Origin of the sequence: Stenotrophomonas sp. FSL W7-1447 (assembly GCF_037966425.1) — a bacterium.
Classification (GTDB): domain Bacteria; phylum Pseudomonadota; class Gammaproteobacteria; order Xanthomonadales; family Xanthomonadaceae; genus Stenotrophomonas; species Stenotrophomonas pavanii.
The window spans coordinates 3,295,930-3,321,212 of the sequence record NZ_CP150199.1 but is presented as its reverse complement, the minus strand read 5'-3'; the positions used below and the strand labels follow the sequence as shown (position 1 = coordinate 3,321,212).

The following is a 25,283-nucleotide window of genomic DNA, read 5'->3' as shown; positions in this document are numbered from 1 at the left end:
GTGCTGATCGGTCGCGGCCCCGTGCGTCCTCACGCCAGGCTTGCCGCGAGGCATGGCATGCTCGGCATCAGCATGAGCACCGGTGGTGGCCAGCGGATCGCCGATCACGTCCTGCGGCCGCGCGCTGGTGATCGATCCTGCCCCTACCGACCGAGCGATTCCGATGAGCACTGCACCCTATGATTACGACCTGATCGTCCTTGGCGGCGGCTCCGCCGGCCTGGCCGGTGCGATCCGCGCGGCCCAGCATGGCCGGCGCGTGGCGCTGCTGGAGCCGGGTGAACTGGGCGGCACCTGCGTCAACGTCGGCTGCGTGCCGAAGAAGGCGATGTGGCTGGCGGCCGACCTGCACGAGCGCATCGGCCTGGCCAACGCGATGGGCTTCGATGTGGAAGCACGCCCGGCGCTGTCGTGGAAGGAACTGGTGATCCATCGGCAGGCCTACATCAGCAACATCCACACCAGCTACCACAAGCGCCTGGATGAAACCGGCGTGGTACGGATTCCGGCGCGCGGCCATCTGCTCGACGCGCATACCGTGGCCTGCAGCGACGGCGTGCGCTACAGCGCCGAGCACATCCTGATCGCCACCGGCGCGCACCCGCTGCGCCCGGATATTCCCGGCGCGGAACTGGGCCTGGTCTCCGATGATTTCTTCGATCTGCGCGCGGCACCGGCCGAGGTCGCGATCATCGGTGGCGGTTACATCGCGGTGGAACTGGCCGGGCTGCTGCAGGCACTGGGCAGCCGGGTAAGCCTGCTGGTACGGGGGCAGCGCCTGCTGGAGCGCTTCGATTACGAGCTGACCGATCAGCTGGCCGAGAACCTGAAACAGCAGGGCGTGCGGATCCACTTCGGCTATCGCCTGCGCGAACTGCAGCGCGATGGCGAGCGCGTGCGTGCGTTCGGCCATGACGGCCCGATGGACAGTGTGTTCGATGCGGTGTTCTTCGCTGCCGGCCGCCGCGGCAACAGCCGGGGCCTGGGTCTGGAAGCGCTCGGCATCGGCATTGGCGAGCATGAGCAGGTGCAGGTGGACGAGTGGCAGACCACCGGTGTGCCGAGCGTGCACGCGGTCGGCGACATCGCCGGCAAGGTCGGCCTGACCCCGGTGGCGGTGGCCGCGTCGCGGCGGCTGATGGACCGGCTGTTCGGGGGCCGCCCGCAGTCGAAGATGGATTACGAGAACGTGGCCAGCGTGGTGTTCTCGCATCCGCCGCTGGGCGCGGTGGGCATGAGCGAGGAAGAAGCGCGCCGGCGTTTCGACCAGGTGAGCGTCTACCACAGCCGCTTCCGCCCGATGCTGCAGGCGCTGGCCAACGGCACCCAGCGCAGCCTGTTCAAGATGGTCTGTGCCGGCCCGGAAGAACGCGTGGTGGGCATCCACCTGCTGGGCGAAGCGGCCGACGAGATCCTGCAGGGCTTTGCCGTGGCGGTGAAGATGGGCGCGACCAAGGCCCAGTTCGACGACACCGTGGCGATCCACCCGACCTCGGCCGAGGAAGTGGTGCTGATGCGCTGAGCCGGGCCGTTGTGGCTTTACAGGGCATCGGGCGCCCCCATGCGACAATGGGCGTCCCCACGCCTTACCGGGCCGCCCTGCGCGGCCCGCCGTCGTCCTGATGTCCACTCCCGCTTCCCGCATCGCCACTGCTTCCCCGCGCATTGCGCTGGGCGGCATCGGCCTCGCCGCGATCGGCGCCATTGCCGCGTCGGGCAAGGCGATCATCGTCAAGCTCGGCCTGCGCCATGGCGTCGATGCCACCACGCTGCTCGCGCTGCGCATGCTGATGGCGCTGCCGCTGTTCGTGCTGATGGCCCTGTGGGCCGCGCGCCGGGCCGAGCCGCTGTCCTGGGCTGATCGCGCCCGCGTGCTGTGGCTGGGCTTTACCGGCTACTACCTGTCCAGCCTGCTCGACTTCCAGGGACTGCAGTACATCAGCGTGACCCTGGAGCGGCTGATCCTGTACTTGAACCCGACCCTGGTACTGCTGATCAACGTACTGCTGGCGCGCCAGCGGCCGGGCCGCTGGCAGATCGGTGCGCTGGTGCTGAGTTACCTCGGCGTGCTGCTGGCCTTCGGGCACGACCTGCAGCGCGAAGGCGGCCAGATCATCGTCGGCAGCCTGCTGGTGCTGGGCAGTGCGCTCAGCTATGCGCTGTACCTGTTCGGCAGCGGACAGGTGGTCGCGCGCATCGGTGCGGTGCGGCTGACCGCCTATGCCAGCTGCGTGGCCAGCGTGCTGGTGCTGCTGCATTTCGCAGTGACCCATCCGCTGCCGTTGCTGTGGCAGGCACCGGCGCCGGTACAGTGGCTGTCGCTGGTCAACGCCACGGTGTGCACGGTGCTGCCGGTGCTGGCGATCATGCTGGCGGTGCAGCGCGTGGGTTCGTCGCTGGCCGCACAGGTCGGTATGCTGGGCCCTGTTTCCACCATCGTGATGAGCCTATGGCTGCTCGACGAACCGATGGGGCCGGCGCAGATCGCCGGCACCGTGCTGGTGCTGATCGGCGTGCTGCTGGTGACCCGGCTGCGGCGCTGACCCCGGAGCAGGCGCGTGCGCGCATCCTGGCGGTGATCCGCGCGATCCCGGCGGGGCAGGTGATGGGCTATGGCCAGGTCGCGATGCGCGCTGGCCTGCCCGGGCGTGCGCGCCTGGCCGCGCGCGTCCTGGGCCAGAACGACGATCCCGACCTGCCCTGGCACCGTGTACTGCGCTCGGATGGGCGCATCGCCATGGCGGAAGGGTCGGCCGGCTGGCGCGAGCAGTCGCAGCGCTTGCGTGCCGAGGGCGTGCAGGTGGAAAACGGCCGGGTGCGGATGCCGGCAGCCGATCCGGCGGCGGCGCTGGATGCTGCTGTGTGGGGGCCTGGCTGAGCATCGCTGGCGACTGAACAGGGCATCCCGGGGGCGCGCCAACATCACACGGTGCTGCGGCTATGATGGAGGCCGTTCGATGCCGGTGCTCCCATGTTCCCGCGACTGCCAACCGTCACCAAGGCCCTGCTGATCGCCAACGCGATCCTGTTCCTGCTGCAGCAGCCGTTCCTGCTCGGCATGCAGACCTTCGAGCCGTTCATGCTGCAACCGCTGCAGCAGGGCTTCGACGCGTTCTCCCCCGGCGGCAACTTCCAGCCGTGGCAGCTGCTGACCTATGGCTTCCTGCATGGCAGCTTCGGCCACCTGTTCTTCAACATGCTGGCGGTCTTCATGTTCGGCGCGCCGCTGGAGCAGACGTGGGGCGAGAAGCGCTTCCTGCTGTACTACCTGGTCTGCGTGGCCGGTGCCGGTGTCTGCCAGCTGCTGGTGGGTACGCTGCTGGAAAACCCTGCCACGGTGCTGGGCGCTTCCGGCGGCGTGTTCGGCCTGCTGCTCGCTTACGGCATGCTGTTCCCGAACCAGCGGGTGATGCTGCTGTTCCCGCCGATCCCGATGAAGGCGCGCACCTTCGTGATCCTGTTTGGCGTGGGCGAACTGGTGCTGGGCATGACCGGCTGGCAGCCGGGCGTGGCCCACTTCGCGCACCTGGGCGGCATGCTGTTCGGCTGGTTGCTGATCCGCTACTGGCGCGGGCAGCCGCCGTTCAAGCGCCGCCCGCCCGGCCCACCGAAGCGCCCCAACCATCTGCGCAGCGTCAAATGATCGGAAGGATCATTTGACGTTGTAGGCGCCGACCCGTGGTCGGCACGCCTTCTCCCACGCGGGTAGGTGCCGACCGTCGGTCGGCACGCCTCTACAGATCCTGCAGCACCACCTGCGCCGCGTTGTGTCCCGGCGCACCGGTGACGCCACCGCCGGGGTGTGTGCCCGAACCGCACAGGTACAGCCCGGGCAGGGCGCCGCGATAGCCGGCCTGGCCGACCATCGGCCGTGCCGAGAACAGCTGGTTGGCGCTCAGTGCGCCGTGGAAGATGTCACCGCCGACCAGGCCGAAGGTGCGTTCCAGGTCCAGCGGCGACAGCACCTGTCGGCCAAGCACGCTGTCGGCGAAGCCCGGTGCATACCGGTCGACGGTCGCGATCATCAGATCGGCCACCGTGTCACGGTGATCATCCCAGTGACGTCCATCGGGCAGCACCGGTGCCACGTGCTGGCAGAACAGACTGGCCACATGCCGGCCGGGCGGCGCCAGCGAAGCGTCCAGCGTGCTGGGAATCAGCATCTCCACGATCGGTTCGCGCGACCAGCCGTCGCGGCGCGCATCCAGCCAGGCGCGGTCCATGTAGTCCAGGCTGGGTGCCATGATGATGCCGCGCTGAGGTGATCGCCGGGGCCGGGCAGGGCGCGGAAGTCCGGCAGCCGCGACAGCGCCACGTTCATCCGGAACGTGCCGGAACCGCAGCGCCAGTTCGCCATGCGTTCGCGGGTCGCGTCCGGTACCTGTGCCGGGGCCAGCATCTGCTCGTACAACAGCTTCGGATTGACGTTGGCGATCACCGCGCGTGCACGCAGGATTTCACCGTTGGCCAGTTCCACTCCCACGGCACTGCCGTGTTCAACCAGTACGCGTCGCACGCCGGCGTCCACCTGCAGTTCCGCGCCAGCAGCGCGTGCAGCGGCGGCGATGGCCTGGCTGATTGCGCCCATGCCGCCGATCGCATGGCCCCACGCACCCTTCACGCCATTGCACTGGCCGAACACATGATGCAGCAGGACATAGGCGCTGCCCGGTGTGTACGGGCTTGCATAGTTGCCGACAATGCCATCGAAGCCGAACAGGGCCTTGATCGGCTCGCTCTCGAACCAGCGGTCCAGGTACTCGGCCGCCGACAGCGTGAACAGGTCCAGCAGTTCCTGCCGCAGCGATGGATCCAGCACCGCCAGTTCGCGGCCGAGGCGGCCCATCTGCCACAGCGCGGGCAGGGCACGCCAACCGCCGGCCACGCCCAGATCGGGCGGTGCACGCAGGGCCCATGCGCGGAGCACGTCGGCGAACATCTCCAGGCGCGCTTCGTAGGCGGGCAGGCGCTGCGCATCCCGCTCGGAAAATCTGGCGACTTCGGCCTGGGTGCGGCCCGGTGCCGACAGCAGGTAGCGGTCGTCGGGCAATGGCAGGAAGTTGTTGGCCGGGCGATTGATGATGCGCAGCCCATGCGCATGCAACTGCAGGTCGTCGATCACCTTCGGTTGCAGCAGCGACACGGTGTATGACGCCACCGAGTTGCGGAAGCCTGGATGAAACTCCTCGGTGACCGCAGCACCGCCGAGAACGCCACGACGCTCCAGCACCCGCACCTTCTTTCCGGCGCGTGCCAGGTAGGCCGCGCAGACCAGGCCATTGTGGCCACCGCCGATGATGATCGCATCCCAGGACATCAGCACCTCGAAAAAGGGGACGGAGGGGATTAAGTCGCAATTCGCACGGGGTCAGCAGCGGTGGGGAGAAACGACTTAATCCCCTCCGTCCCCTTTTTGGATGGCGGCCTGGAGCGTGGCGATGTCGATCTTCTTCATCGGCATCATCGCGTTGAAGGCGCGCTTGGCCAGCGCCTTGTCCGGGCTGGTCACCGCTTCGATCAGGATGCGTGGGCTGATCTGCCACGAGATACCCCAGCGGTCCTTGCACCATCCGCATTGGCTCTCCTGTCCGCCATTGCCGACGATCGCATCCCAGAGGCGGTCGGTCTCGGCCTGGTCGTCGGTCTGGATCTGGAACGAGAACGCTTCGCTGTGCTTGAACGCAGGTCCGCCGTTGAGCCCGACGCAGGGAATGCCGCAGACCGTGAATTCAACGGTCAGCACGTCGCCTTCCTTGCCGTCCGGATAGTCGCCCGGGGCATGATGCACGGCCGTCACCGCACTGTCGGGCAGGTTGCCGGCATAGAAGGTGGCGGCCTCGAGCGCGTCGTTGTCGTACCAGAGGCAGATCGTGTTCTTGTGTGCCATGTCGGGGCTCCGCGATGGACGAAGCCGCAGCGATAGCATGCCCGGTGTTAACCCGGGATCGTGCTGCACCCGCAAAAAAAAAGGGCGCCCGAAGGCGCCCTTTGCGTTACCACGGCCGCTGAAGGCTCAACGCCAGACCTTGATCTGCTCGGCTTCGCTGCGCTGCATCGGCTGGCCGGCCTTGCAGCTGAAGGTGGCGCCGAACGCCGGCAGGTTGGCCAGCGTGCCATTGCTGCGCCACAGGCCCGGCGCGCGGATGTCGGCGGTCAAGCGGCGCGCGGCCTCGTTCGGCGACAGCTGCTGCGCCCACAACGCCGACCAGGCGCGGAAGAAGCCCTGCTGCTGTGCCGGCTTGGCCTTCGGCTCCTGCGCGGTGTATGCGGCCCAGGCCAGTTCCAGCCCGGCGATGTCGGCCAGGTTCTCTTCCTGGGTGAGCGTGCCGTTGACCTTGGCACCCTTCACGCCCGGGAAATCGTAGGCGCTGTACTGCGCGGCGACGCGGTTGCCGAGCAGGGTCCAGGCGGTCTTGTCTGCCGGCGTCCACCAGCTGCGCAGTTCGCCCTTGGCATCGACCAGTGCGCCCTTGGCATCGATCGCACGGGTCAGCTCATGGCCGACCAGGCCACCGAAACTGCCGAACTTGTCGGCGGCATCGGCCTTGGCGTTGAACACCGGGCCCTGCAGGATCGCCGCGGTGACGATCAGGCGGTTCTGCGCCAGATCGTAGGCCAGCGACGGCTGCTGCGGCAGCACGTCCCAGCGGCGGTCGGCGTTGCCCTTGCCGATGCGCTTCATTTCCTCGCGGTGGCGCCAGGTCGACGCGATCAGCATGTTGCCGCCGAACGAACCGCGGCCCATCGGCTGCACGCTGTAGTCGAGATCACGCAGCGGGGTGCCGATCTCGATCTTCAGCGCGGCCAGCTTGGCCTGCGCTTCGGTCTTGGCTTCGGCACTCATCCAGCTGCTGTTCTTGACCGCCTCGATCTGCACTTCGCGCACCTTGTCGACGATCCATGCAGCCTGGCGACGGTCTTCGGCCGACAGGTAACGGGCGGCGTATTCGCGGCCGAGCATCGGGCCGGCGGCCACGTTGATCGCCTCCAGCACATCTTCCCAACGCGGTGGCGGCAGCGTTTCGCCACGCAGCACGCGGCCACGGAACTCAAACTCCGCGTCGCGGTAGGCCTTGGACAGGTAGGGCGCCATCGAGTCGCCCACGCGCCAGCGCAGGTAGGCCTTCCACTGGTCCGGCTTGAGCTTGGTGACCATGCCATCGAGCTGCTTGAACAGGCCCGGGTCGGCCAGCGAAACCAGGTCGTCGTCCACGCCCTGGGCCTTCAGGAACGCGTCCAGCTGCAGGTTGCGGTAGCGGCTGTTGAGCTCCTTGGTGGAGATCGGCGCGTAGTTGTTGAACGGGTTGTTGATCCCGGCCAGCGACTGCGCGTTGCGCGCCAGCTCGGTCTCCAGTGCGATCACCGACTGCGACTCGGCATCGAGCTTGGCCGCCGGCGTGCCGGTCAGTGCCAGGATCTGCTTCACGTAGGTGCGGTAGCGGCCCATCAGGGCCACGGTGTCGGCGTCGGTGCGGGTGTAGAACGCCGGATCCGGCAGGCCCATGCCACCCTGCATGAAGTAGCCGATGTGACGATCAAGCGCCTTCAGATCGACGTCCGGGCCAAAGTTGAAGGCCACCGGGATGCCGACCTGGTGCAGCGCGGCGATCGACGCCGGCACATCCTTGGCCTTCTTGATGGCATTGATGCGGGTCAGCAGCGGCGCGATCGGGTTGGAGCCGTCCGCTTCCACTGCTGCCTCGTCCAGGCCGCTGGCCCAGAAGTCGCCCAGCAGCTTCTGCACGTTGCCCTGCGGCGACTTCATCGCGGCGTCGAGCAGTTCACGCTGCTGCTGGCGGCTGCGCTCGACCAGCTGGCCGAGCGCGGTGGTGGCGCCGGTCTGCGGCACCGGGTTGGCCTTCAGCCAGCCTGCATTGGTGGCGTCGTAGAAGTCGCTGCACTGGGCGCTGACGGCCGGGGCGCGAGCGGCCTTCTTCTTGGCGGCAGCAAACGCATCGTGGGTCGGGACCAGGGTCGCCAGGCTGATGCCCAGGGCGATGGCAAGCGGACGGAAATTGGGCATGTGGAACGAATCCGTGATGGATTGAGGGCGCGCGCACTATAGCAAGCCGGGCATGGGCGCGGCATGCACACATCACGCGCCGTCTGCCGGGCATCGCGCGGCGCTGCCACCGGGCGCGGGGAGGCGCGCGACATGCACGCGTCACGGCGTGGTCGGCAGGGGTGCCACGCCTTGCGTGGACGGCGGGCATCGCAAAAAAAAGCAAAGGCCCGGGAAGTCCCGGGCCCTTGCAGGTCTGCCGCAGCGTCAGCCGTGGCTTACCAGATCACCACCTGCTGCTCGCCGGTGCGGGCCATCGGCGAACCGGCCTTGCACTGGAACGCGGCAGCGAAGGTCGGCAGGTTCGACGGCGCACCCATGGCGCGGAACTGCGCCGGGGCGTGCGGGTCGGTGGCCAGGCGGACCTTGGCGTTTTCCGGGGTGTACTTGGTGCGCCACACGGTGGCCCAGTTGAAGAAGAAGCGCTGGTCGCGGGTGAAGCCGTCGACCTTGGCATCTTCCTTGCCGGCGGTGGCCTTCTGCAGGGCGTCGTAGGCGGTGGCCAGGCCGCCCAGGTCGGCGATGTTCTCGCCCAGGGTCAGGTGGCCGTTCACCGCCTGGCCGTCGACCTTGTACTGGTCGAACTGCTTGACCAGCTTGCCGGTCAGGCCTTCGAAGTTCTTCTTGTCGGCCGGGGTCCACCAGTCTTCCATGTTGCCGGTCGGCCCGAAGCGCGCACCCTGGTCGTCGTAACCGTGGGTCATCTCATGGCCGATCACCGCACCGATGCCGCCGTAGTTCAGCGCGTCGTCGGCCTTGGGGTCGAAGAACGGCGGCTGCAGGATGGCGGCCGGGAACACGATCTCGTTCTGCAGCGGGTTGTAGTAGGCGTTGACGGTCTGCGGGGTCATGCCCCACTCGGTCTTGTCCACCGGCTTGCCGATCTTGGACAGGTTGAACTTGTAGTTGAACTCGTTGGCCGCGCGCACGTTGCCCAGGAAGCTGTCGCGCTGGGTCTGCAGGCCCGACCAGTCACGCCACTTGTCCGGGTAACCGATCTTCGGGGTGAAGGTTTCCCACTTGGCGATGGCCTTGGCCTTGGTTTCCTCGCTCATCCAGCTCAGACCCTGGATGCGGTCCTTCAGCGAGGCAGCCAGGTTCTTCACCAGCTCTTCCATCTTCGCCTTGGCTTCCGGCGAGAAGGCCACCTTCACGTACAGCTGGCCGAAGGCTTCGCCGGCGTCATTCTCGATGGTGCCCAGCACGCGCTTCCAGCGCGGCTTCTGTTCCTTCTGGCCGTTGAGGGTCTTGCCGTAGAACTCGTAGTTCTCCTGCACGAACGCGTCGGCCAGGTACGGCGAGGCGCTGTCCACGGTGTGGAAGCGCAGGTAGGCGCGCCACACCGACGGATCGGTGTCGCCCAGCGCCTTGCTCACTTCCTCATGGAAGGCCGGCATGGCCAGCGAGAACTTCTCCGGTGCGGCCACGCCCTGCGACTTGAAGAATTCGGTCCAGCTGAAGTTCGGGGTCAGCTTGTCGGCGTCGGCCAGGGTGACCGGGTTGTAGTACAGCTCGACATTGCGCGACAGCTCGACGCGCGACTTGGAGGCCTTGGCCAGGCGGGTCTCGAACTTGACGACCTCTTCCGCCTGCTTGGCGGCATCGGCAGCGGCGACGCCGGACAGTTCCAGCACCTTGGCCACGTGTGCCTGGTAGGCCTTCAGCTTGTCGGCGTTCTTGGCGTCGGTGTAATAGGTGGAATCCGGCAGGCCCAGGCCGCCCTGGCTGGCGTAGGCCATGTTCACGGCCGAATTCTTGAAGTCGGCTTCGGCACCGAAGCCGAACAGGAGGTTGTCGCCCTTGGCGGCACTGGTGCGCAGGTAGTCGGCGATGGCCGCCTTGTCCTGCAGGCCGTCGATCGCGGTCAGGTCGGCCTTCAGCGGCGCGATGCCCTGTGCGTTGATCTTGGCTTCGTCCATGCCGGTGGCCCACAGGTCGCCGACGATCTTCTCGATGTGGTTCGGGTTCTTGACCTGCGCGACCTGTTCGGCCAGCTGGTGCTGCACGGCCACCGAGCGCTCGTCGAGGATGGTGAACGCGCCCCAGCTGGTGCGGTCGCCCGGGATTTCATTGGCGGCCAGCCACTTGCTGTTGACGTAGTCGCCGAAGGCGGTGCAAGCGTCCTTGGTGGTGTCGAGGTCGCTCGGCTGGAAGGCGTTGTAGGCCGGCAGCTTGCTCTCGTCCAGCTTATAGGTGGTGGCTTCGGCCGTGGCCGGGGCGGAGGCGGCGGCGTCCTTGGCCGGGGCTTCAGTCTTGCCGCAGCCGACCAGCGCGGCCGAAACGGCCAGGGTCAGCAGCACGATCTTGGGAGTACGGGTCACTTGAATGGCCTCCGGGCCGAGTGAGTCAGGGAGTGGCCGCAGGTGCGACCGTGGCCGAACGATACGCCGCCGGCCAGACCTGCAAGGGTGTCGAAGGTCATGGTCAATGGCAAGCCGGCCTGCCCTGGCGGTGGTCGGTCGCCAGCAGGCAGGATCGGCATGGTCCGTTGGGGGCGGCGGTGCGCCCTCAGCGCAGGCCAGGGGTCGGCTGGGGCGGTTCGTCCCCGGTCACCGGCTCGGGGGCGTCAACCTGTGGAGCAACATCGGGGATTCGGCTACGCGCCTGGTTTTCGGTGGAAACCGGGGCCACGTTGCCAATTTCCACGCGTCCCACCCGCGGTGTCGACCAGATGCTGTCCTGCCATTGCCGGTACAGCTGCGGGTCCCAGTAACGGGTGTCGTAGAACTTGCTGCCATCAATCTGTTCAGTGGTGCCATTCGGGCCCGGCACGAGAATCTTGACGTTGCCCGCAAAGCCGGTGCGGCTGCCGGTCATGCGCTTCTGTTCACGCCGCATTGCCAATGCGAGGCGTGGCTCGGCAGCAGCGTCACCAAACCGTGCATACACCGCTTCGCCCTGGCCGATGGCCTGGTTGCGTTGGTGTTCATCCAGCGCGGCCCAGTAGCGTTCGCGCAGTTCGACGAAGCCCTTGTAGCCACGCTCGGCAGCCAGGTCCATCCAGACGTAGGCCAGCGGGCGGTCGACCGCCGTGCCAGTGCCGTTCCACAGCATTTCAGCGACCCTTGCCTGCGAGACCTTGTCCCCGTAGAAGCCGGCGCGCTGGAAGAACGCAAATGCAGCGGACAGGTCGTTGGCGCGCTGTTTTTCCATGCCCAGCATGCGGAAGCGCAGGTCGGGATGACCGTTCAGGAAGCCCGCGCTGATCATCAGCGGATCATCGGTTGGATCGCTGGGCAGCGGGGCCCTGGAAGGCGCTGGAGGCGCCGCCGCCAGCATGGCCGGCGAGGCCAACGCGACCAGGAGAGGGAGTGGCGAAAGCCAATGCAGTTTCATGTTCATCAATCCGTGATGGCAGCAAGGGGGCCGCGTGCCCCCAATCATCGGCCGGAGCGCGCTTCGGGACATGCGGCGTAGGTCATTGTGCCAAAGGAAACACGGGGCAGGCGTGCTGCCCCGGTTCGTTCAGCGTGCGGGCGTGCCGATATGCCGGCCGAAGAAGTCGAGCATCTTCGAGTACAGATTTACCCGGGCCGGAACGTCGTAGAAGCCATGCATTTCACCGGACTGGATGATCACGCCTTCCGGAGGGTTGCCGGCGTCGGTGAGTGCCTTGGCCATCAGCTCGGTCTGTTCGGGCACGGCGCGCATGTCGCGGGCACCTGCGGCCAGGAATACCGGAATCCTGACCTCACCGGCCCGGCGGGCGGGCGAGACCTTGTTCCATTCGGCCACGTCGGTGCCATGGGTGCGGCGCAGATAGCGCTGACCGGACTCGCGCTGCGGGATATCGCCCTTCTTGAACAGCATGTCCACGTCGTATACCCCGACGTAGCCGAAAGCACACTTGAACAGGCCTGGCTCGCGGATGGGCGCCATCAGTGCAGAGTAGCCACCGAAGCTGCCGCCATAGATGCACAGGCGGTCCTTGTCAGCCACCCCCTGGTCGATGGCCCAATGCGTGGCATCGAGGATGTCGTTCTGGATGCCGTCGGCCCATTGCCGGTGACCCGCGTTCTCGAAGGCCTTGCCATAGCCACCAGAGCCACGGAAGTTGACCTGCAGGACGGCATAGCCACGGCTCGCCAGCAGCTGCGCCTCGGGATTGAAGCCCCAGTTGTCGCGCGGGCCGATCGGGCCGCCGTGCGGGTTGACGATCATTGGCAGGCGCTTGCCCTGCGCTCCCTGCGGAACGGTCAGGTAACCATGCAGCAGCTGGCCGTCCCGTGCCTTGACGGTGAACGGGGTGACGCTGGCCATGCGCTTGGGATCAAGCCAGTCGCGGCCCTGCAGCAGGAAACGGGCCTGGCCGGTCTTGCGGTCGAACAGGTACAGCTCCCCTGGATTGGTGTCGCTGTAAACCGACACCAGGATGCGGTTGCCATCTTCGGTGGAACTGGAGAACTGCACCATCTGCCCGGGAAATGCCTGGGCCAGCGACTGGTACAGCGCGGCATCGGGGTGATCCTCATCCAGCAGGGTGACCTTGGGGCTGCCGGCCTGGTTGACCACGCCGATCAGGCGCTTGTCATCAGTGCTCCACATCATCTGCGAGACTTCGCTGACAGGATCCTGGAACAGCTTCTGGAACTGGCCACTGCCGGTGTCCAGCGTGCCGATTGCCGATGGGACCTTGCCATCATCCTGTTCGGCGTAGACGGTACCGTCGGCGCTGGTGCGCAGCACGCGCAGATGCTGGCCGTCGGACTTGGAGGCGTTGATCAACGTCCAGGTGGTGCCGTCGCGGCGGTACAGCTCGCTGCGCTCATCATATTCGCCGCTCTCATCGCGGCTGGAACTGCAGACCGCGAAGCGCGGTTCCTTGGCGCCATCCAGTGCGATGTCGCAGTTCTCTTTGGGTGCGCGCGCCAAGGGCGTGCGCCTGCCGCTGATGGTGTCCACGCTCACCACCTGGGTGCCTGCGCCTTCGGAAGAGCGCGGGTAGCGGACCTGCATGATCACGTTCTGGTCATCGCCGCGCAGCGTGTCCAGCAACGAATAGGATTCGTTGCCCACGCTCTTGCTGCGCTGGGTGGCATCGCGGGTGCCGTAGAAGATCACCGGGCGGGCCTGGCTGCCGTCGGCGTTGACCGCGAACCATTCCCCGGTGGGGAAGGGCTGGGCGTAGCCGCCCTGCTTTTTCACCGCGTTGAACATCAGCCGTTCCGGCGATATCCAGTGGAAGCTGCCCACGCTCTTCTTGTCCGGCAGCTGGTTGACCTTGAGTACCTTCAGGTCACTGGTGCGCAGGATGGTCAGCACGTCCTGGTCGCCCAGATCGACACTGATAGCCAGGTAGGCGCCGCTCGGTGAGATTCTGGCCGAGCTGTAGCTGGCGTGCCTGGCGAAGTCTTCGATCGAATAGGGCGTCGCCGCGCCCGCAGCGGCGGCCGGCAAGGCAGCGGGGAGGGCGGCGGCGAGCGCCAGGGCCAACGGCGTCAACAGCGAGGTCTTCTTCATGATCAGGGGTCCTTGTCCTGGCCAGCGGTAGCTACGGCCGGTTCAAAAAAGGAAAGCCCGGTTCAGACCCGGGCTTTCCCATGCGTTCCTACCTCATGCAGCGAGGATCAGAACTTGTACTGCAGGCTCACGTAGAAGCGACGGCCCAGTGGGTCTGCGCCGATGAACGGGTTGTAGAACGGGTACGTCGTGTTGCTGTTGTCCTTGCGATACTGGTTGTCGAACACATTGACGACCTGGAAGGTGGCCAGCACGTTCTCGCCGAACTTCTTGCCCACGCTCAGGTTCCACAGGAAGTACGGCGCCAGGCGACGCGAGTAGGCACCGCCCGCGCTGTTGGTGCCATCAGCTTCGGCATAGCTGAAGGCCGAGCCGTAGCGGGTGCCGAACACGGTGGTGGCCCAGTCGCCCTTGGTCCAGGTCAGGCTGCCGCGGGCGCGGCTGCGCTCGGGATTGAAGTACTCCGGCGGCAGGTCGCGGTAATCGATCAGGTCGTCGTCGGCGGTCTGCTTGTACTTGTTGGTCAGCGTCAGCGAGTAACCCAGGTCGACGTTGAAACGGCCCCAGCGGTCGGTGTCCAGCGCGTACTTGTAGGTTGCATCGATACCGCTGGTGTCCTGCAGTGCGGTGTTGATGTAGGCGTTGTTGATGCGCTGGATACGGCCATCGTCCGGCGAGCCGGGCAGGTTGGTGCGCGTGATCAGGCCCAGCACGTTCTGGCAGACCGAAGCACTGGGGACCGCGCGACCGTCGCTGGCGGTGCCCAGGCGGCAGGCCGCCTCAGCGCGCAGCAGGTAGTCGTTGCTCAGCTGGGCGGCGGCGTCCTCCAGGCGGATGCGGTAGTAGTCGACCGTCAGCGACATGCCATCCGTAACGTCCCACACAAAGCCTGCGCCCCACGACTTGCCCTTTTCCTCGGTCAGGTTCGGGTTGCCGGCCACCAGGGTCTGCACCGAGTACTTGGTCGGGTCACTCGTCGGCGTGTTGCACTGGGTGCGGGTACGCGGGCCTTGGGCAGCGCCCGGACCGGTACCGGAGCGGCAGGAGTATTCGTCCAGTTCGGTCGTGTAGGACGCGGCACCGCCGGCGTAGATCAGCTGCATGTCTGGCGCGCGGAAGCTGGTGGCATAGCTGCCGCGGAGCAGCAGGTTGCTGAACGGGCGGAATTCCAGGCCGAGGTTGTAAGTGGTGGATGCATCAACCGACGAGATGTCGTCGTACTTGTCATAGCGCGCCGCAGCGTTGACGCTCAGATTGCTGAAGATCGGCACGCGGAACTCGGCGCCGACGGCGTAGCGGTCGCGGGTGCCGTGGGTCTCACCGGAGCTGGTGAGGTTGTAGATGGTCTGGCCGTCGATCGGACGCAGCTGGTCGGTGCGTGGGTCGCTCACCATGTCCATCTTCTGGCGGTTCCATTCCAGCACGCTGGCGAAGCCAACGGCGCCGGCCGGCAGTTCGAACAGGTCGCCGCTGACGTTGAAGGCGGCATTCGCCACGCTGGTTTCGGAGCGGTTGATCACGCGGGTCGCGAAGGACTGGTAGATCTCCGGGGTGATCGGCGAGGACCAGCGATCCAGGTTCAGGCGGTGGATCGGGTAGACACCTGCACCGGTGCCGGTGGCGTTGCTGTAGCCCAGCACCGGTCCCAGGAAGTAGTCATGCACCGACTTCGCGAGCAGGCGCGGGCGGTCCATCTTGTAGTTGTAGTAGCCGTAGCCACCGGTGGCTTCCCAGTCGAAGCGGTCGGCGAAGGTGCCACGCACGCCGGCAGCGAAGTCGTAGGTGTATTCGTCGTACTTGGTGCTGGCCGCTTCATTGCCACCCAGTTCGGCGGCGGTGAAGACACGCTGCAACTGCACGATGTCGCGCAGGCCGGCATCGTAGTAGTACGCGCTGGTGGTGCCATTGGACAGGATGTTGAACTTGTCGCCCGAGGTGCCCCAGAACTCCGTGCCGGCGCTGGCCTTGGCGCTGGTGGTGTAATAGTTGACGCTGGCCCAGCCCTGGGTGGTGTCGGTGAAGTCGAAGGTGCCGTAGCCGTAGGCCGAGTAGAACTGGCGCTGGTTGGAGATCGAGCGCGCCGCGTTGCTGTCGTACGAACCGCAGTAGGTGCCACGGGCGGCGGTGGTCACCGTGGTGAAGCCCAGTGCATCGCACTTGGCCTGGCCCGGATAGTAGGCGTTCTGGTTGACCCGGCCATTGGCCGAGGCCAGGCCGCGGATCGCGATCAGCGACAGGCCCGGGGTTGCGGTCGAACCCAGCGGGCCCTCACGCAGATCCGACAGGAACTTGCGCTGGTTGGCGTAGACAGCCTCGCGATCGCTGTACTGCAGGGCCCAAACCGCGCTCCAGCGATCGCCGGTACGGCCGCCGGTCAGTTCCAGGTTGACCGTGTCGCCGCCGCCTTCTGCGGTGGTGCCGGTGGTCAGGCGGACCAGGTTGCCGTCGTAATGCTCGCGCAGCACGATGTTGACCACGCCGGCCACGGCGTCAGAGCCGTAAATGGCCGAGGCGCCGCCGGTCAGGACTTCCACGCGCTCGACGATGCTGCTCGGGATCGAGTTGATGTTGGCGACATTGTTGTCGCGGTTGTACGGCTGCGGGTACTGCGCCGGGCGACGGCCGTTCACCAGGGTCAGCGTGTAGCCGGGGCCCAGGTTGCGGAGGTTGACCACCTGTGCGTTCGGAGTGAAGCCGGTCACCGCCAGGTCGCCGGTGAAGGACGAGGTGGTGTTCTGGGTCAACGTCTGCAGCATGTCGCCAACGGTCTGGAAACCTTCACGGTCGATATCCGTGCGGGTGATCACCGTGACCGGTGCCGGGCCCTCGACGTCGGCGCGCTTGATGCGCGAGCCAACGACCGAGACGCGATCAAGATTGGTGGCACTGCTGTTCTTGCCGCCTGCCTCGTTGCCGGCTTCCTGGGCGAACGCGGGGGCGATGCCGGTTGCCAGGAGGGCCGTGGTGAGCGCAAAGCTCAGCGGGTGGCGGATGAGTGCCTTGCGGATGGTCATATGTGGATCCCCTGATGAATCAAACCTCGGTCGGCGCCTGTCGCAGCCGCCGCCGTCCCTGGTGGGCATTGCCCACGTTTCACCGGCTTCACAAGCCGACGATCCAACGTTAACACAGACTTAACTTGGCCTGTCAACCATTCATGCTCTCGTCATAATGGCGGATTCGGCAAACCCGGGTTGAGTATCAGCCTTTTGCCATGTCATTGATTTCTTATGTTTTTTTCTCATATGGGACGGTGAGGTCCGTCCCCGGCGCTCCGGGAGGTGCATTAGCCATGCATTCAGGCTGGGGTGGTCGGCGACGGGCGGTGCTCCGCTGCATCGCGCGCGACCGGCCAAAAAAAAAGGCCCCGCCGAAGCGGGGCCTGGTCCAGACACGCAGTCCGGAATACGACGGGATCAGAAGTCGTACTTGACCTGGGCCGAGATCTGACGGCCGTAGACGCTGTAGAAGCCGTCGTTGAACGGGGTCGATTCGTTGCCCGGGTAGTTGTAGCGCTGGCCTTCCGGCAGCTTGTTGAACACGTTGTTGACCATCAGCGACAGGGTCAGATCGTCCTGCGCCTGGTAGTTCAGGCTCATGTTGTAGGTGGTGTACGAGCCCCACTTGCCGGCCTTGGCGCCGGAGGCGTGGACGTAGTCATAGCTGCGGCCGGTGTAGGCCAGGTAGTTCGGGGTGCTGCCGACGTAGTTGGCGTACACGGTGGTGGTGAACTTGGAGATGGCCCAGCCCACCGACACATCGCCGCGCACCTTGGCGAAGTTGTCGTAGTACCACATGTTGTACGGATCGCTCAGCAGATCCAGCTTCTGCGCGCCCGGCAGCGGCACCACTTCACGCTTCAGCATGTTGGTGTAGTTGCCCGAGAACATCAGCGAACCGAAGCGGCCCAGGTCCTGCTGGTACTTGGCACCGACGGTCACCGCTTCCAGGTTCTGGCTGGCCACGTTGAGCTTCGGGGTGTACACGCGGGTCAGGTTGCCACCGGCGTCGCGGGACACCCAGTCGGTCACGTTCTGGCAGCTGGCCGAGGTGTTGTTCGGCAGGCCGTTGCGGCACTGGTACTCGGCCAGCAGCAGCTGGTCGGTGCTCAGCGTCTTGACCTCGTTCTTGATCTTCCAGTTGTAGTAGTCGACCGACAGCGAGAAGTTGCTCACCGGGGCCCACACCACGCCCGCGCTCCACACGTCGGCGGTGATCGGCTTCAGGTCCGGGTTGCCGGACTTTTCGCTGTACACCGAGGTGGTCTTGTAGAACGAGCAGGCTTCGTCACGCAGCGCGTAACCCATCTGGCTGCAGCGGTAGTAGTCGTTCTGGCCGGAGGCGAACGAGCCGCTCATGCCCTGGAAGGCATCGGACAGGGTCGGCGCGCGGAATGCGGTGCCGTACTTGCCGCGCAGCAGCAGGCTTTCAACCGGGCGGTATTCCAGGCCGATGCTGTAGGTGGCCTTGTCGACGGTCTTGTCGGCGATCTTGAAGGCGTCGTAGCGGCCCGAGGCGCTGATGGTCAGCGATTCGAACACCGGCATGCGCAGTTCGCTGGTCACCGCGTAGTTGCTGCGGTGGCCGGCACCGGCCACGGCGGTGGCGCCCCAGGCGTTGCCATCGACGAAGGCCTGGTCGGGCGAGTAGTCCCAACCTTCGCTGCCGCCTTCCAGCACCACGGCCAGGCCGGCGTCGCCGCCCGGCAGGGAGAACAGCGAACCGTTGGTCACCTGCACGCGACCCAGGTTCTGCCAGGTCTTGCTGCGATGGGTGCCATAGCCGGTGAAGCTGGCGAACTGGTCCGGGGTGATCGGCGAGTAGAACGCGGTGTAGTCCGGGTTGTAGATGCCGAAGCCATCAGCGGTGGTGCCCAGGCGCGGGCCCAGCACGGTGTCGCCGAAGAAGCCTTCGATCTTGTCCTTCCAGCGTGCGAAGCGGTTCTGGTCCAGGCGGTATTCGCCGCGGGTGAAGCTGGCGCTGTAGTCCCAATCGCCGACCATGCCCTTGCCGCCCAGGGTGACCTGGTAGGAACGGCTCTCATCGGAGTTCAGGATGTTGTTGTAGTGGCCCGGGCCGATTTCTTCCGGCGCGAAGGCGCGCTGCAGGTTCACGACCTTGCCCAGGCCCTGGTCGTAGAAGCCGCCCATCACCGACTTGGTGCCCCACCACAGGGCGCTGGAGCCGGAGGTGAACTCGGTCTTCTCCTTGCTGTACAGCACATCGGCGAACAGCTGGAAGTTGTCGTTCACGTCGAAGGTCATCGACGAGTAGAACTGGCCGCTGTTCTTGCCGTTCTTCAGGGTCTTGTAGCCGGCGCTGTACACCGAGCCGCACGATTCGCCCGATGCACGCTTGCCGACGGTGGTGGTGCCGTCGTACAGGCCTGCGACGTTGCCGCAGCGGGTCGGGTCCATCATGTACAGCTTGTTGTCGGCGTTGCCGATGACGGCAAAGTCGTTCGACGGCAGCTGCGCGGTGTAGCCGACCGGGTTGTTCTGCTTGGTGATGTCACGCTGGTAGCCCCAGATCGGGCTGCCGTTTTCGATCTGCACGTTGACCAGCGCGTGGAAGCGGTCGTCGAATGCGTTGAAGCCCTTGGCGGCGCTGAAGCGGATGTTGCTGCCACCACCTTCGGTGTAGGTGCCGCCACGGATCGACATCGTGCCGCCGTCCATGCGTTCCTTCAGGATGATGTTGACCACGCCGGCGATCGCGTCCGAGCCGTACAGCGACGACTGGCCGCCCGGCAGGACCTCGATGCGCTCGACGATGTCGATCGGAATGCCGCTGATGTTGTTGAACGACTCGCTGCCGTTGTACAGCGCCGGATACGAAAGCATCGGGCGGCCGTTGATCAGGTACTTGGTGTAGCCCGGGTTCAGGCCGAACATGCCGGCCGCTTCGGCGCCCTGGGTGAACGCACCCGAGGTCTGGCCACCCTGCAGGCCGCCCGTGGTCAGCGACGACTGCTGCAGCACTTCAGCAACACTGCTGAAGCCGCGGGTCTGGATGTCTTCGGCGGTGATGGACATCACCGGGGTCTGGGTTTCGATCTGCGTCTGCGGGATCAGCGAGCCGGTGACGGTGATCTTGTCCAGGTTGGTCGCCTTGTCCTGGGCCATTGCCGGGGCGGCGGCCATCAGAGCGGAAATCAGGGCGACGGCGAGCGTGTTGCGACGTGCGGTATTGCTGACGTGTTTCATGAAGTTCCAATGGAGAGCAAAAACAAAAACGGCACTGCGCATGCGCCATCGCGCGGGCCGGAACAGCGGGCTCCGCAGCTCAAAAACAGTGCTCATCGAACGTAACATGAACTTAACAATCTGTGCACGAATCCGTCGCAATCCTGAATTTCAGTCAGGTTGCGTCCAGCTTGTATGATGTTGGGTTATCCCCTTGACCCTGCCGGTGCTCGTTGTGAACAGTTCCCCCCGCCGTCCCCATGCCAGCCAGGTCCAGAAGGGACTTACGCCGCATGCCCGCATCCGCAATGTCATCGCGGTCGGTTCGGGCAAGGGCGGCGTCGGCAAGTCCACCACCGCGGTGAACCTGGCCGTGGCGCTGCAGCAGCTTGGCGCGCGCGTGGGCGTGCTCGACGCAGACATCTACGGCCCCAGCGTGCCGGCCATGCTGGGCCTGTCCGGTCGCCCGGAAAGCCCGGACAACAAGAGCATCGAGCCGCTGCGCGCGTTCGGCGTGGACACCATGTCGATCGGCTACCTGATCGAAGAGGACACGCCGATGATCTGGCGTGGGCCAATGGCCACCTCGGCGATGACCCAGCTGTTCAATGACACCCTGTGGGATGACCTGGATTTCCTGCTGATCGACCTGCCGCCGGGCACCGGTGACATCCAGCTGACCCTGACCCAGAAGATTCCGCTGGCCGGAGCGGTGATCGTCACCACGCCGCAGGACATCGCCACGCTGGACGCCAGGAAGGCGCTGAAGATGTTCGAGAAGGTCGAGGTGCCGGTGCTGGGCATCGTCGAGAACATGGCCGTGCACACCTGCAGCAACTGCGGGCACATCGAGCACCTGTTCGGCGAAGGCGGTGGCGAGCGCATGGCCGCGCAGTACGGCGTGCCGCTGCTGGGGTCGCTGCCGCTGCAGATCGGCATCCGCGAACAGGGCGACGCAGGCACCCCGATCACGGTGGCCCAGCCGGATTCGGCGCCGGCCCAGGCCTACCGCCACGCCGCGCAGCGCCTGATCGAGGAGGTCGGCAAGCGTCCGCGGGCCTCGATCCCGATCCTGTCGTCGCTGCTGTAAGCGCCGGGGCAGGGGCCGCCGGCCGAGGCCGGGCCCCTGCTAGAATCCTCGCGCCCCCTCGTACCCCAGGACAAAGCATGAGCATCAAGAGTGACCGTTGGATCCGCCGCATGTCCGAGCAGCACGGCATGATCGAGCCGTTCGAGGCCGGGCAGGTCAAGCAGGCCAACGGCCAGCGCATCGTCAGCTATGGCACGTCCAGCTATGGCTACGACGTGCGCTGCTCGCGCGAGTTCAAGGTGTTCACCAACATCAACTCGACGATTGTCGACCCCAAGCATTTCGACTCGGGCAGCTTCGTCGACATCACCGCCGACGAGTGCATCATCCCGCCGAACAGCTTCGCGCTGGCGCGCACGGTGGAGTACTTCCGCATCCCGCGCGACACCCTGGTGGTGTGCCTGGGCAAAAGCACCTACGCGCGCTGCGGCATCATCGTCAACGTGACCCCGCTGGAACCGGAATGGGAAGGCCACGTCACCCTGGAATTCAGCAACACCACGCCGCTGCCGGCGCGCATCTATGCCAATGAAGGCGTGGCGCAGATGCTGTTCTTCCAGGCGGCCGCCGATGACGTCTGCGAGACCTCGTACCGCGATCGTGGCGGCAAGTACCAGGGCCAGACCGGCGTGACCCTGCCGCGGACCTGATCGGTTATGGAGCCGAGCCATGCTCGGCTTCCTGGCAGGGCAGAGGGCGGCGCTTGCGCCGCCTTTACTTATTTGCCGCGACCGAACAGCATCGCGATGCCGACGCCCACCAGTGCCACCGGCCACCAGGTCAGCAGCAGCTTGGACAGGTTCAGGTGCGTCCAGCCGAGGTTGCTGGCGAGCATGAACAGGCCGATCAGGATCAGCAGGACGGCGGCAACGAGGTTGAATCGCATCGGGTCGGCAAACGCTCAGGACTGGGCCGGATATCCTAGCCGTTCCTTCCAGTAGGCGACATGCTGGTCCAGCGCCGCCGGCTCGTAGCGATGCGCCGGGCCGCTGCCCCAGACCGGGCCCGGCCACGCCGGATCGCCGTCATGGCGGCCGATCACATGGAAGTGCAGCTGGCGCACGATGTTGCCCAGCGCCCCGATGTTGATCTTTTCCACGCCGTCGGAGCCTTTCAGGGCCTTGCAGGCGCGGTTGAGCTCGGTGCGCAGCTTGTCCTGCTGCTCGCCATCCAGCTCGATCCACTCGGTCACCCCGGCCAGGCGCGGTACCAGCACCAGCCAGGGGAATCGTTCGTCGTTCATCAGCCGCACTTGCGACAACGGTCCTTCCGCCACCAGTACGCTATCGGTGGCCAGGCGTGAATCGAGTTCGAATTCGCTCATCCAAGATGCTCCGAGAAGAAGTCCAGGGTGCGTTGCAGCGCCAGGGCGGCGCTGTCTGGATCATACGCATGTCCGACCTCCCGGTTGAAGGCGTGGTCGGCCGGATAGACGTAGGTGGCCATCTGCGGCAGTTTCTCACGGTGGGCCTGGACCGCTTCCGGCGGGATGCTGCGGTCCTGCGCACCGAAGTGGAAGATCACCGGGGCCTTGGGCGCTTCGTCGAGGAACTGCACGTTGCGCCCACCGTAATAGCTGACCGACGGCAACCCCAGGCGCAGTGCCGACAGCAACGCCACCGTGCCGCCCCAGCAGTAGCCGACCGTGCCGACCTTGCCATGAGGGGCCAGCCGGGTTGCGGCGGCCCGGACCACTTCCAGCGCCCGCTCCATGCCCAGTGCGCCGACCCGCTCCAGGCCCTGCTTCACGCCCTCGGCGTCGTAGGGCAGGGCGTCCGGATCGGCGTCGGTGCCGTCCAGCAGGTCGAAGAACGCAGGCGCCAGCACCGCATAGCCTTCGGCCGCGAAGCGCTCGGCCACGCTGCGGATGTGCGGATTGGCGCCGAAGATTTCCTGCACCACCACCAGGCCGCCACGCGCGGTGCCGTCCGGCAGGGCCTGCCAGGCCCGTACCGGTCCGTGATGCGTATCCAGGGTGATCCACTCGGCCATCGTCATCTTCCTCGTTGCTGGGAACAGAGCTGCATTGTCAGTGCTGTGCCGGTTAGCACGATGTCAGCGGCTGTGCGTGATCGGGCGGCTGGCCGTTCAGAGCATGGCCGCCAACCCCGGTATACTGGCGCCCTTTCAGGCCCCGGCCCCCAGGAACCCCTGCCACGCCGGCAGGGGCCCAGGCCCCCAGAGTCCCGCGATTCCATGTCCCAGCTGAACCCCAAAGTCGGCTTCGTCAGCCTTGGCTGCCCGAAGGCCCTCGTCGATTCCGAGCGCATCCTCACCCAGCTGCGCTCGGAAGGTTACGACATCGTCCCGTCCTACGACTCGGCCGACGTGGTGGTGGTCAACACCTGCGGCTTCATCGATTCGGCGGTGACCGAGTCGCTGGATGCCATTGGCGAGGCGATGAACCAGAACGGCAAGGTCATCGTCACCGGTTGCCTGGGCAAGCGCCCGGAGCAGATCCGCGAGGCGTACCCCAACGTGCTGGCGGTGTCCGGCCCGCAGGATTACCAGAGCGTGATGGAGGCGGTGCATGAAGCACTGCCGCCCAAGCACGATCCGTTCGTGGACCTGGTGCCCGACTACGGCATCAAGCTGACCCCGCGCCACTATGCCTACCTGAAGATTTCCGAAGGCTGCAACCACACGTGCAGCTTCTGCATCATTCCGTCGATGCGCGGCAAGCTGGTCTCGCGCCCGGTGGATGAGGTCCTGCGTGAAGCCGAGCGCCTGGTGCGTGGCGGGGTGCGCGAGCTGCTGGTGGTGTCGCAGGACACCTCGGCCTACGGCGTGGACGTGAAGTACGCCGAGAAGATGTGGCGCAACAAGGCCTACCAGACCCGCCTGAAGGCGCTGTGCGAAGGCCTGTCCGAACTCGATGCATGGGTGCGCATGCACTACGTCTACCCGTACCCGCACGTGGACGAGATCGTGCCGCTGATGGCCGAGAACCGGATCCTGCCGTACCTGGACATCCCGTTCCAGCATGCCAGCCCGCGCATCCTGCGCCTGATGAAGCGCCCCGGCGCGGTCGAGAAGACCCTGGAGCGCGTGCAGAACTGGCGCCGTATCGCGCCGGACATCACCGTGCGTTCGACCTTCATCGTCGGCTTCCCGGGCGAGACCGAGGCCGAGTTCGAAGAACTGCTGTCGTTCCTCGACGCAGCGCAGCTGGATCGCGTCGGCGCGTTCGCCTATTCGCCGGTCGAGGGGGCCACCGCCAACGATCTGCCCGATGCGGTGCCGGAGGAAGTGAAGCAGGAGCGTCTGGCCCGCTTCATGGAGAAGCAGGCGCAGATCTCCGCCGCACGCCTGGAGGCCAGGATCGGCACCGTGCAGCAGTGCCTGGTCGACGCCATCGAAGGCGATATCGCCGTGGCCCGTTCCAGGGCCGATGCGCCGGAGATCGATGGCCTGGTGCACATCCAGAACGCCGACCAGGTGCCGCTGCGCGTGGGCGAATTCGTCGACGTGGAAATCACCGAGAGCGACGAACACGACCTGTACGGTGACGCGCTGCCCGCCGCTACCCGCCCGGCATTCGACCTCAAGGTGCTGTGACCCTTGCGCCGACCGCCACCGGTGACGGCGGCGGTTCACGGCGCTTCGTCCCGCCGCCACGTGCGGCGGTGGCTGCGCGGCGTTTCGAGCATCCGCTGTTCGCCGGCTTGCAGGGCTTCCGTGACCTGCTGGACGCCACTGCATGGCCACCCGTCGCGGCGCTGGATGCACGCCTGGCCGTGCCGGGCAAGCGCCTGGTCGAACAGGATGCCGCGCTGCTGGCCGATGGGCTGCACTACGAAACCCGCATCGCGCGGGGGCGCATCGCCACCCGCGCCGACAACTGGCACGACCTGTTCAATGCGCTGGTGTGGGCCGCCTACCCGCAGCTGAAACGTGCGCTCAACGTGCAGCAGTGCCGGCATATCGAGGCCATGCCACCCGGCCAGCGCAACCGTGCGCAGGCCGCCCTGACCCAGTTCGACGAGACCGGCGTGATCGTGCGTGTGCGCGATGGCACGATGCTGCGCGCATGGGATGGGCATGACTGGCCTGCAGTGTTCGAGCCGATGCGCTGGCACAGCGGCGACATCGCCATCGTGGCGGTGTTCGGGCATGCGCTGATGGAGCAGGCACTGCTGCCGGGGCGGTTGCTGGTGGGCAAGTGCGTGGTGGTGCAAAGCGATGCCGATGCGGCCTGTGTTGACGCGGTGACCGCGGCCATCGCCGAGGGCAGGGCAGTGACCGATCCCTTGCAGCTGCGTCCGCTGCCGTTGGCTGGAATCCCGGGTTGGCACGACGTGCAGGATTCCGCCTTCTATCGCGATGCCGACTACTTCCGCCCGCTGCGTGCAGGGCGCACGTACCCGCCACCATTGCACGGGGCCATCTAGAGTCGACTGTCAGTCGACTGCGCTTCGTTCCGAGGCCGTGGACGCCTGACAGATGGCTCCGGCGAGTCATCAGCGGCGATGAGGATCGCGGTGCG

General features: G+C 66.2%; 18 protein-coding genes and 2 pseudogenes. 9 read left to right on the top strand and 11 right to left on the bottom strand.

Going from position 1 to position 25,283, the window contains the following annotated elements:
* Positions 1-3 precede the first annotated feature (3 nt).
* The 5 genes and pseudogenes from NSQ78_RS15605 to NSQ78_RS15585 form a co-directional block, all read left to right on the top strand.
* Positions 4-183: pseudogene (locus tag NSQ78_RS15605) on the top strand (hypothetical protein); the annotation flags it as partial.
* Positions 164-1,522, top strand: a complete 1,359-nt coding sequence (gene gorA / locus NSQ78_RS15600; RefSeq protein ID WP_064239673.1) for a glutathione-disulfide reductase — start codon at positions 164-166, stop codon at positions 1,520-1,522. The pseudogene NSQ78_RS15605 and the gene gorA, both read left to right, overlap by 20 nt.
* Positions 1,523-1,622: 100 nt before the next feature.
* Positions 1,623-2,543: a DMT family transporter gene (locus NSQ78_RS15595; protein WP_019660628.1), complete on the top strand. Its 921-nt coding sequence runs from the start codon at positions 1,623-1,625 to the stop codon at positions 2,541-2,543.
* The gene (locus NSQ78_RS15590; RefSeq protein WP_223224825.1) at positions 2,450-2,878 is read left to right on the top strand and encodes an MGMT family protein; all 429 of its coding nucleotides are present in this window, start codon (positions 2,450-2,452) and stop codon (positions 2,876-2,878) included. Before NSQ78_RS15595 ends, NSQ78_RS15590 begins: the two co-directional genes overlap by 94 nt.
* Before the next feature lie 93 nt (positions 2,879-2,971).
* Positions 2,972-3,643, top strand: coding sequence for a rhomboid family intramembrane serine protease (locus NSQ78_RS15585; RefSeq protein WP_014647919.1), 672 nt, complete (start codon positions 2,972-2,974; stop codon positions 3,641-3,643).
* Positions 3,644-3,734: 91 nt separating this feature from the next.
* On the opposite strand, the pseudogene NSQ78_RS15580 reads toward NSQ78_RS15585, so the two are convergent.
* The 8 genes and pseudogenes from NSQ78_RS15580 to NSQ78_RS15545 all read right to left on the bottom strand — a co-directional run bounded on the left by NSQ78_RS15580 (position 3,735) and on the right by NSQ78_RS15545 (position 19,728).
* A pseudogene (locus tag NSQ78_RS15580) lies at positions 3,735-5,317 on the bottom strand (NAD(P)/FAD-dependent oxidoreductase).
* Between the two features lie 75 nt (positions 5,318-5,392).
* The gene (locus NSQ78_RS15575; RefSeq protein ID WP_064238948.1) at positions 5,393-5,887 is read right to left on the bottom strand and encodes a VOC family protein; all 495 of its coding nucleotides are present in this window, start codon (positions 5,885-5,887) and stop codon (positions 5,393-5,395) included.
* A gap of 126 nt (positions 5,888-6,013) precedes the next feature.
* Positions 6,014-8,023, bottom strand: coding sequence for a M13 family metallopeptidase (locus tag NSQ78_RS15570; protein WP_053460975.1), 2,010 nt, complete (start codon positions 8,021-8,023; stop codon positions 6,014-6,016).
* A gap of 257 nt (positions 8,024-8,280) precedes the next feature.
* Complete coding sequence (locus NSQ78_RS15565; protein ID WP_064238947.1) at positions 8,281-10,383, bottom strand: M13-type metalloendopeptidase; 2,103 nt, start codon at positions 10,381-10,383, stop codon at positions 8,281-8,283.
* Between the two features lie 187 nt (positions 10,384-10,570).
* A complete protein-coding gene (locus NSQ78_RS15560; RefSeq protein WP_149901965.1) occupies positions 10,571-11,398 on the bottom strand; it encodes a sel1 repeat family protein in 828 nt (275 codons plus the stop codon).
* 129 nt (positions 11,399-11,527) lie between these two features.
* The gene (locus NSQ78_RS15555; protein WP_064238945.1) at positions 11,528-13,522 is read right to left on the bottom strand and encodes a prolyl oligopeptidase family serine peptidase; all 1,995 of its coding nucleotides are present in this window, start codon (positions 13,520-13,522) and stop codon (positions 11,528-11,530) included.
* 107 nt (positions 13,523-13,629) lie between these two features.
* Positions 13,630-16,536: a TonB-dependent receptor gene (locus NSQ78_RS15550; protein WP_049470608.1), complete on the bottom strand. Its 2,907-nt coding sequence runs from the start codon at positions 16,534-16,536 to the stop codon at positions 13,630-13,632.
* Between the two features lie 402 nt (positions 16,537-16,938).
* Entirely contained in the window at positions 16,939-19,728 is a 2,790-nt protein-coding gene (locus tag NSQ78_RS15545) for a TonB-dependent receptor (RefSeq protein ID WP_049470610.1), read from the bottom strand.
* A gap of 214 nt (positions 19,729-19,942) precedes the next feature.
* On the opposite strand from NSQ78_RS15545, the gene apbC reads away from it, so the two are divergent.
* Both apbC and dcd read left to right on the top strand, forming a co-directional pair.
* Positions 19,943-20,797 (top strand): iron-sulfur cluster carrier protein ApbC, encoded by an 855-nt coding sequence (gene apbC, locus NSQ78_RS15540; protein ID WP_049470685.1) that lies wholly within the window; start codon positions 19,943-19,945, stop codon positions 20,795-20,797.
* Between the two features lie 77 nt (positions 20,798-20,874).
* Positions 20,875-21,447, top strand: a complete 573-nt coding sequence (gene dcd / locus NSQ78_RS15535; protein WP_014037995.1) for a dCTP deaminase — start codon at positions 20,875-20,877, stop codon at positions 21,445-21,447.
* Between the two features lie 68 nt (positions 21,448-21,515).
* Here dcd and NSQ78_RS15530 read toward each other — a convergent pair whose 3' ends face one another.
* The 3 genes from NSQ78_RS15530 to NSQ78_RS15520 are packed head-to-tail and all read right to left on the bottom strand — an operon-like array spanning position 21,516 to position 22,789.
* Positions 21,516-21,683, bottom strand: a complete 168-nt coding sequence (locus NSQ78_RS15530; RefSeq protein ID WP_005418011.1) for a DUF5668 domain-containing protein — start codon at positions 21,681-21,683, stop codon at positions 21,516-21,518.
* 15 nt (positions 21,684-21,698) lie between these two features.
* On the bottom strand, positions 21,699-22,121 hold the full coding sequence (locus NSQ78_RS15525) for an HIT family protein (protein WP_014037994.1): 423 nt from the start codon (positions 22,119-22,121) through the stop codon (positions 21,699-21,701).
* Positions 22,118-22,789, bottom strand: coding sequence for a dienelactone hydrolase family protein (locus NSQ78_RS15520; protein WP_053460970.1), 672 nt, complete (start codon positions 22,787-22,789; stop codon positions 22,118-22,120). Before NSQ78_RS15520 ends, NSQ78_RS15525 begins: the two co-directional genes overlap by 4 nt.
* A gap of 204 nt (positions 22,790-22,993) precedes the next feature.
* On the opposite strand from NSQ78_RS15520, the gene rimO reads away from it, so the two are divergent.
* The gene (gene rimO, locus NSQ78_RS15515; RefSeq protein WP_049470615.1) at positions 22,994-24,355 is read left to right on the top strand and encodes a 30S ribosomal protein S12 methylthiotransferase RimO; all 1,362 of its coding nucleotides are present in this window, start codon (positions 22,994-22,996) and stop codon (positions 24,353-24,355) included.
* Positions 24,352-25,188 (top strand): DUF3025 domain-containing protein, encoded by an 837-nt coding sequence (locus NSQ78_RS15510; RefSeq protein WP_064238944.1) that lies wholly within the window; start codon positions 24,352-24,354, stop codon positions 25,186-25,188. Before rimO ends, NSQ78_RS15510 begins: the two co-directional genes overlap by 4 nt.
* Positions 25,189-25,283: the final 95 nt, after the last annotated feature.

Excerpts from the sequence above, each read along its gene's own strand:
- gorA (WP_064239673.1), top strand. The coding sequence starts at position 164 with ATGAGCACTGCACCCTATGATTACGACCTGATCGTCCTTGGCGGCGGC.
- NSQ78_RS15570 (WP_053460975.1), bottom strand. The coding sequence starts at position 8,023 with ATGCCCAATTTCCGTCCGCTTGCCATCGCCCTGGGCATCAGCCTGGCG.
- NSQ78_RS15555 (WP_064238945.1), bottom strand. The coding sequence starts at position 13,522 with ATGAAGAAGACCTCGCTGTTGACGCCGTTGGCCCTGGCGCTCGCCGCC.
- NSQ78_RS15575 (WP_064238948.1), bottom strand. The coding sequence starts at position 5,887 with ATGGCACACAAGAACACGATCTGCCTCTGGTACGACAACGACGCGCTC.
- NSQ78_RS15530 (WP_005418011.1), bottom strand. The coding sequence starts at position 21,683 with ATGCGATTCAACCTCGTTGCCGCCGTCCTGCTGATCCTGATCGGCCTG.
- NSQ78_RS15595 (WP_019660628.1), top strand. The coding sequence starts at position 1,623 with ATGTCCACTCCCGCTTCCCGCATCGCCACTGCTTCCCCGCGCATTGCG.
- NSQ78_RS15520 (WP_053460970.1), bottom strand. The coding sequence starts at position 22,789 with ATGGCCGAGTGGATCACCCTGGATACGCATCACGGACCGGTACGGGCC.
- NSQ78_RS15590 (WP_223224825.1), top strand. The coding sequence starts at position 2,450 with ATGGCTGCTCGACGAACCGATGGGGCCGGCGCAGATCGCCGGCACCGT.
- NSQ78_RS15560 (WP_149901965.1), bottom strand. The coding sequence starts at position 11,398 with ATGAAACTGCATTGGCTTTCGCCACTCCCTCTCCTGGTCGCGTTGGCC.
- dcd (WP_014037995.1), top strand. The coding sequence starts at position 20,875 with ATGAGCATCAAGAGTGACCGTTGGATCCGCCGCATGTCCGAGCAGCAC.
- NSQ78_RS15525 (WP_014037994.1), bottom strand. The coding sequence starts at position 22,121 with ATGAGCGAATTCGAACTCGATTCACGCCTGGCCACCGATAGCGTACTG.
- NSQ78_RS15545 (WP_049470610.1), bottom strand. The coding sequence starts at position 19,728 with ATGAAACACGTCAGCAATACCGCACGTCGCAACACGCTCGCCGTCGCC.
- NSQ78_RS15585 (WP_014647919.1), top strand. The coding sequence starts at position 2,972 with ATGTTCCCGCGACTGCCAACCGTCACCAAGGCCCTGCTGATCGCCAAC.
- rimO (WP_049470615.1), top strand. The coding sequence starts at position 22,994 with ATGTCCCAGCTGAACCCCAAAGTCGGCTTCGTCAGCCTTGGCTGCCCG.
- NSQ78_RS15550 (WP_049470608.1), bottom strand. The coding sequence starts at position 16,536 with ATGACCATCCGCAAGGCACTCATCCGCCACCCGCTGAGCTTTGCGCTC.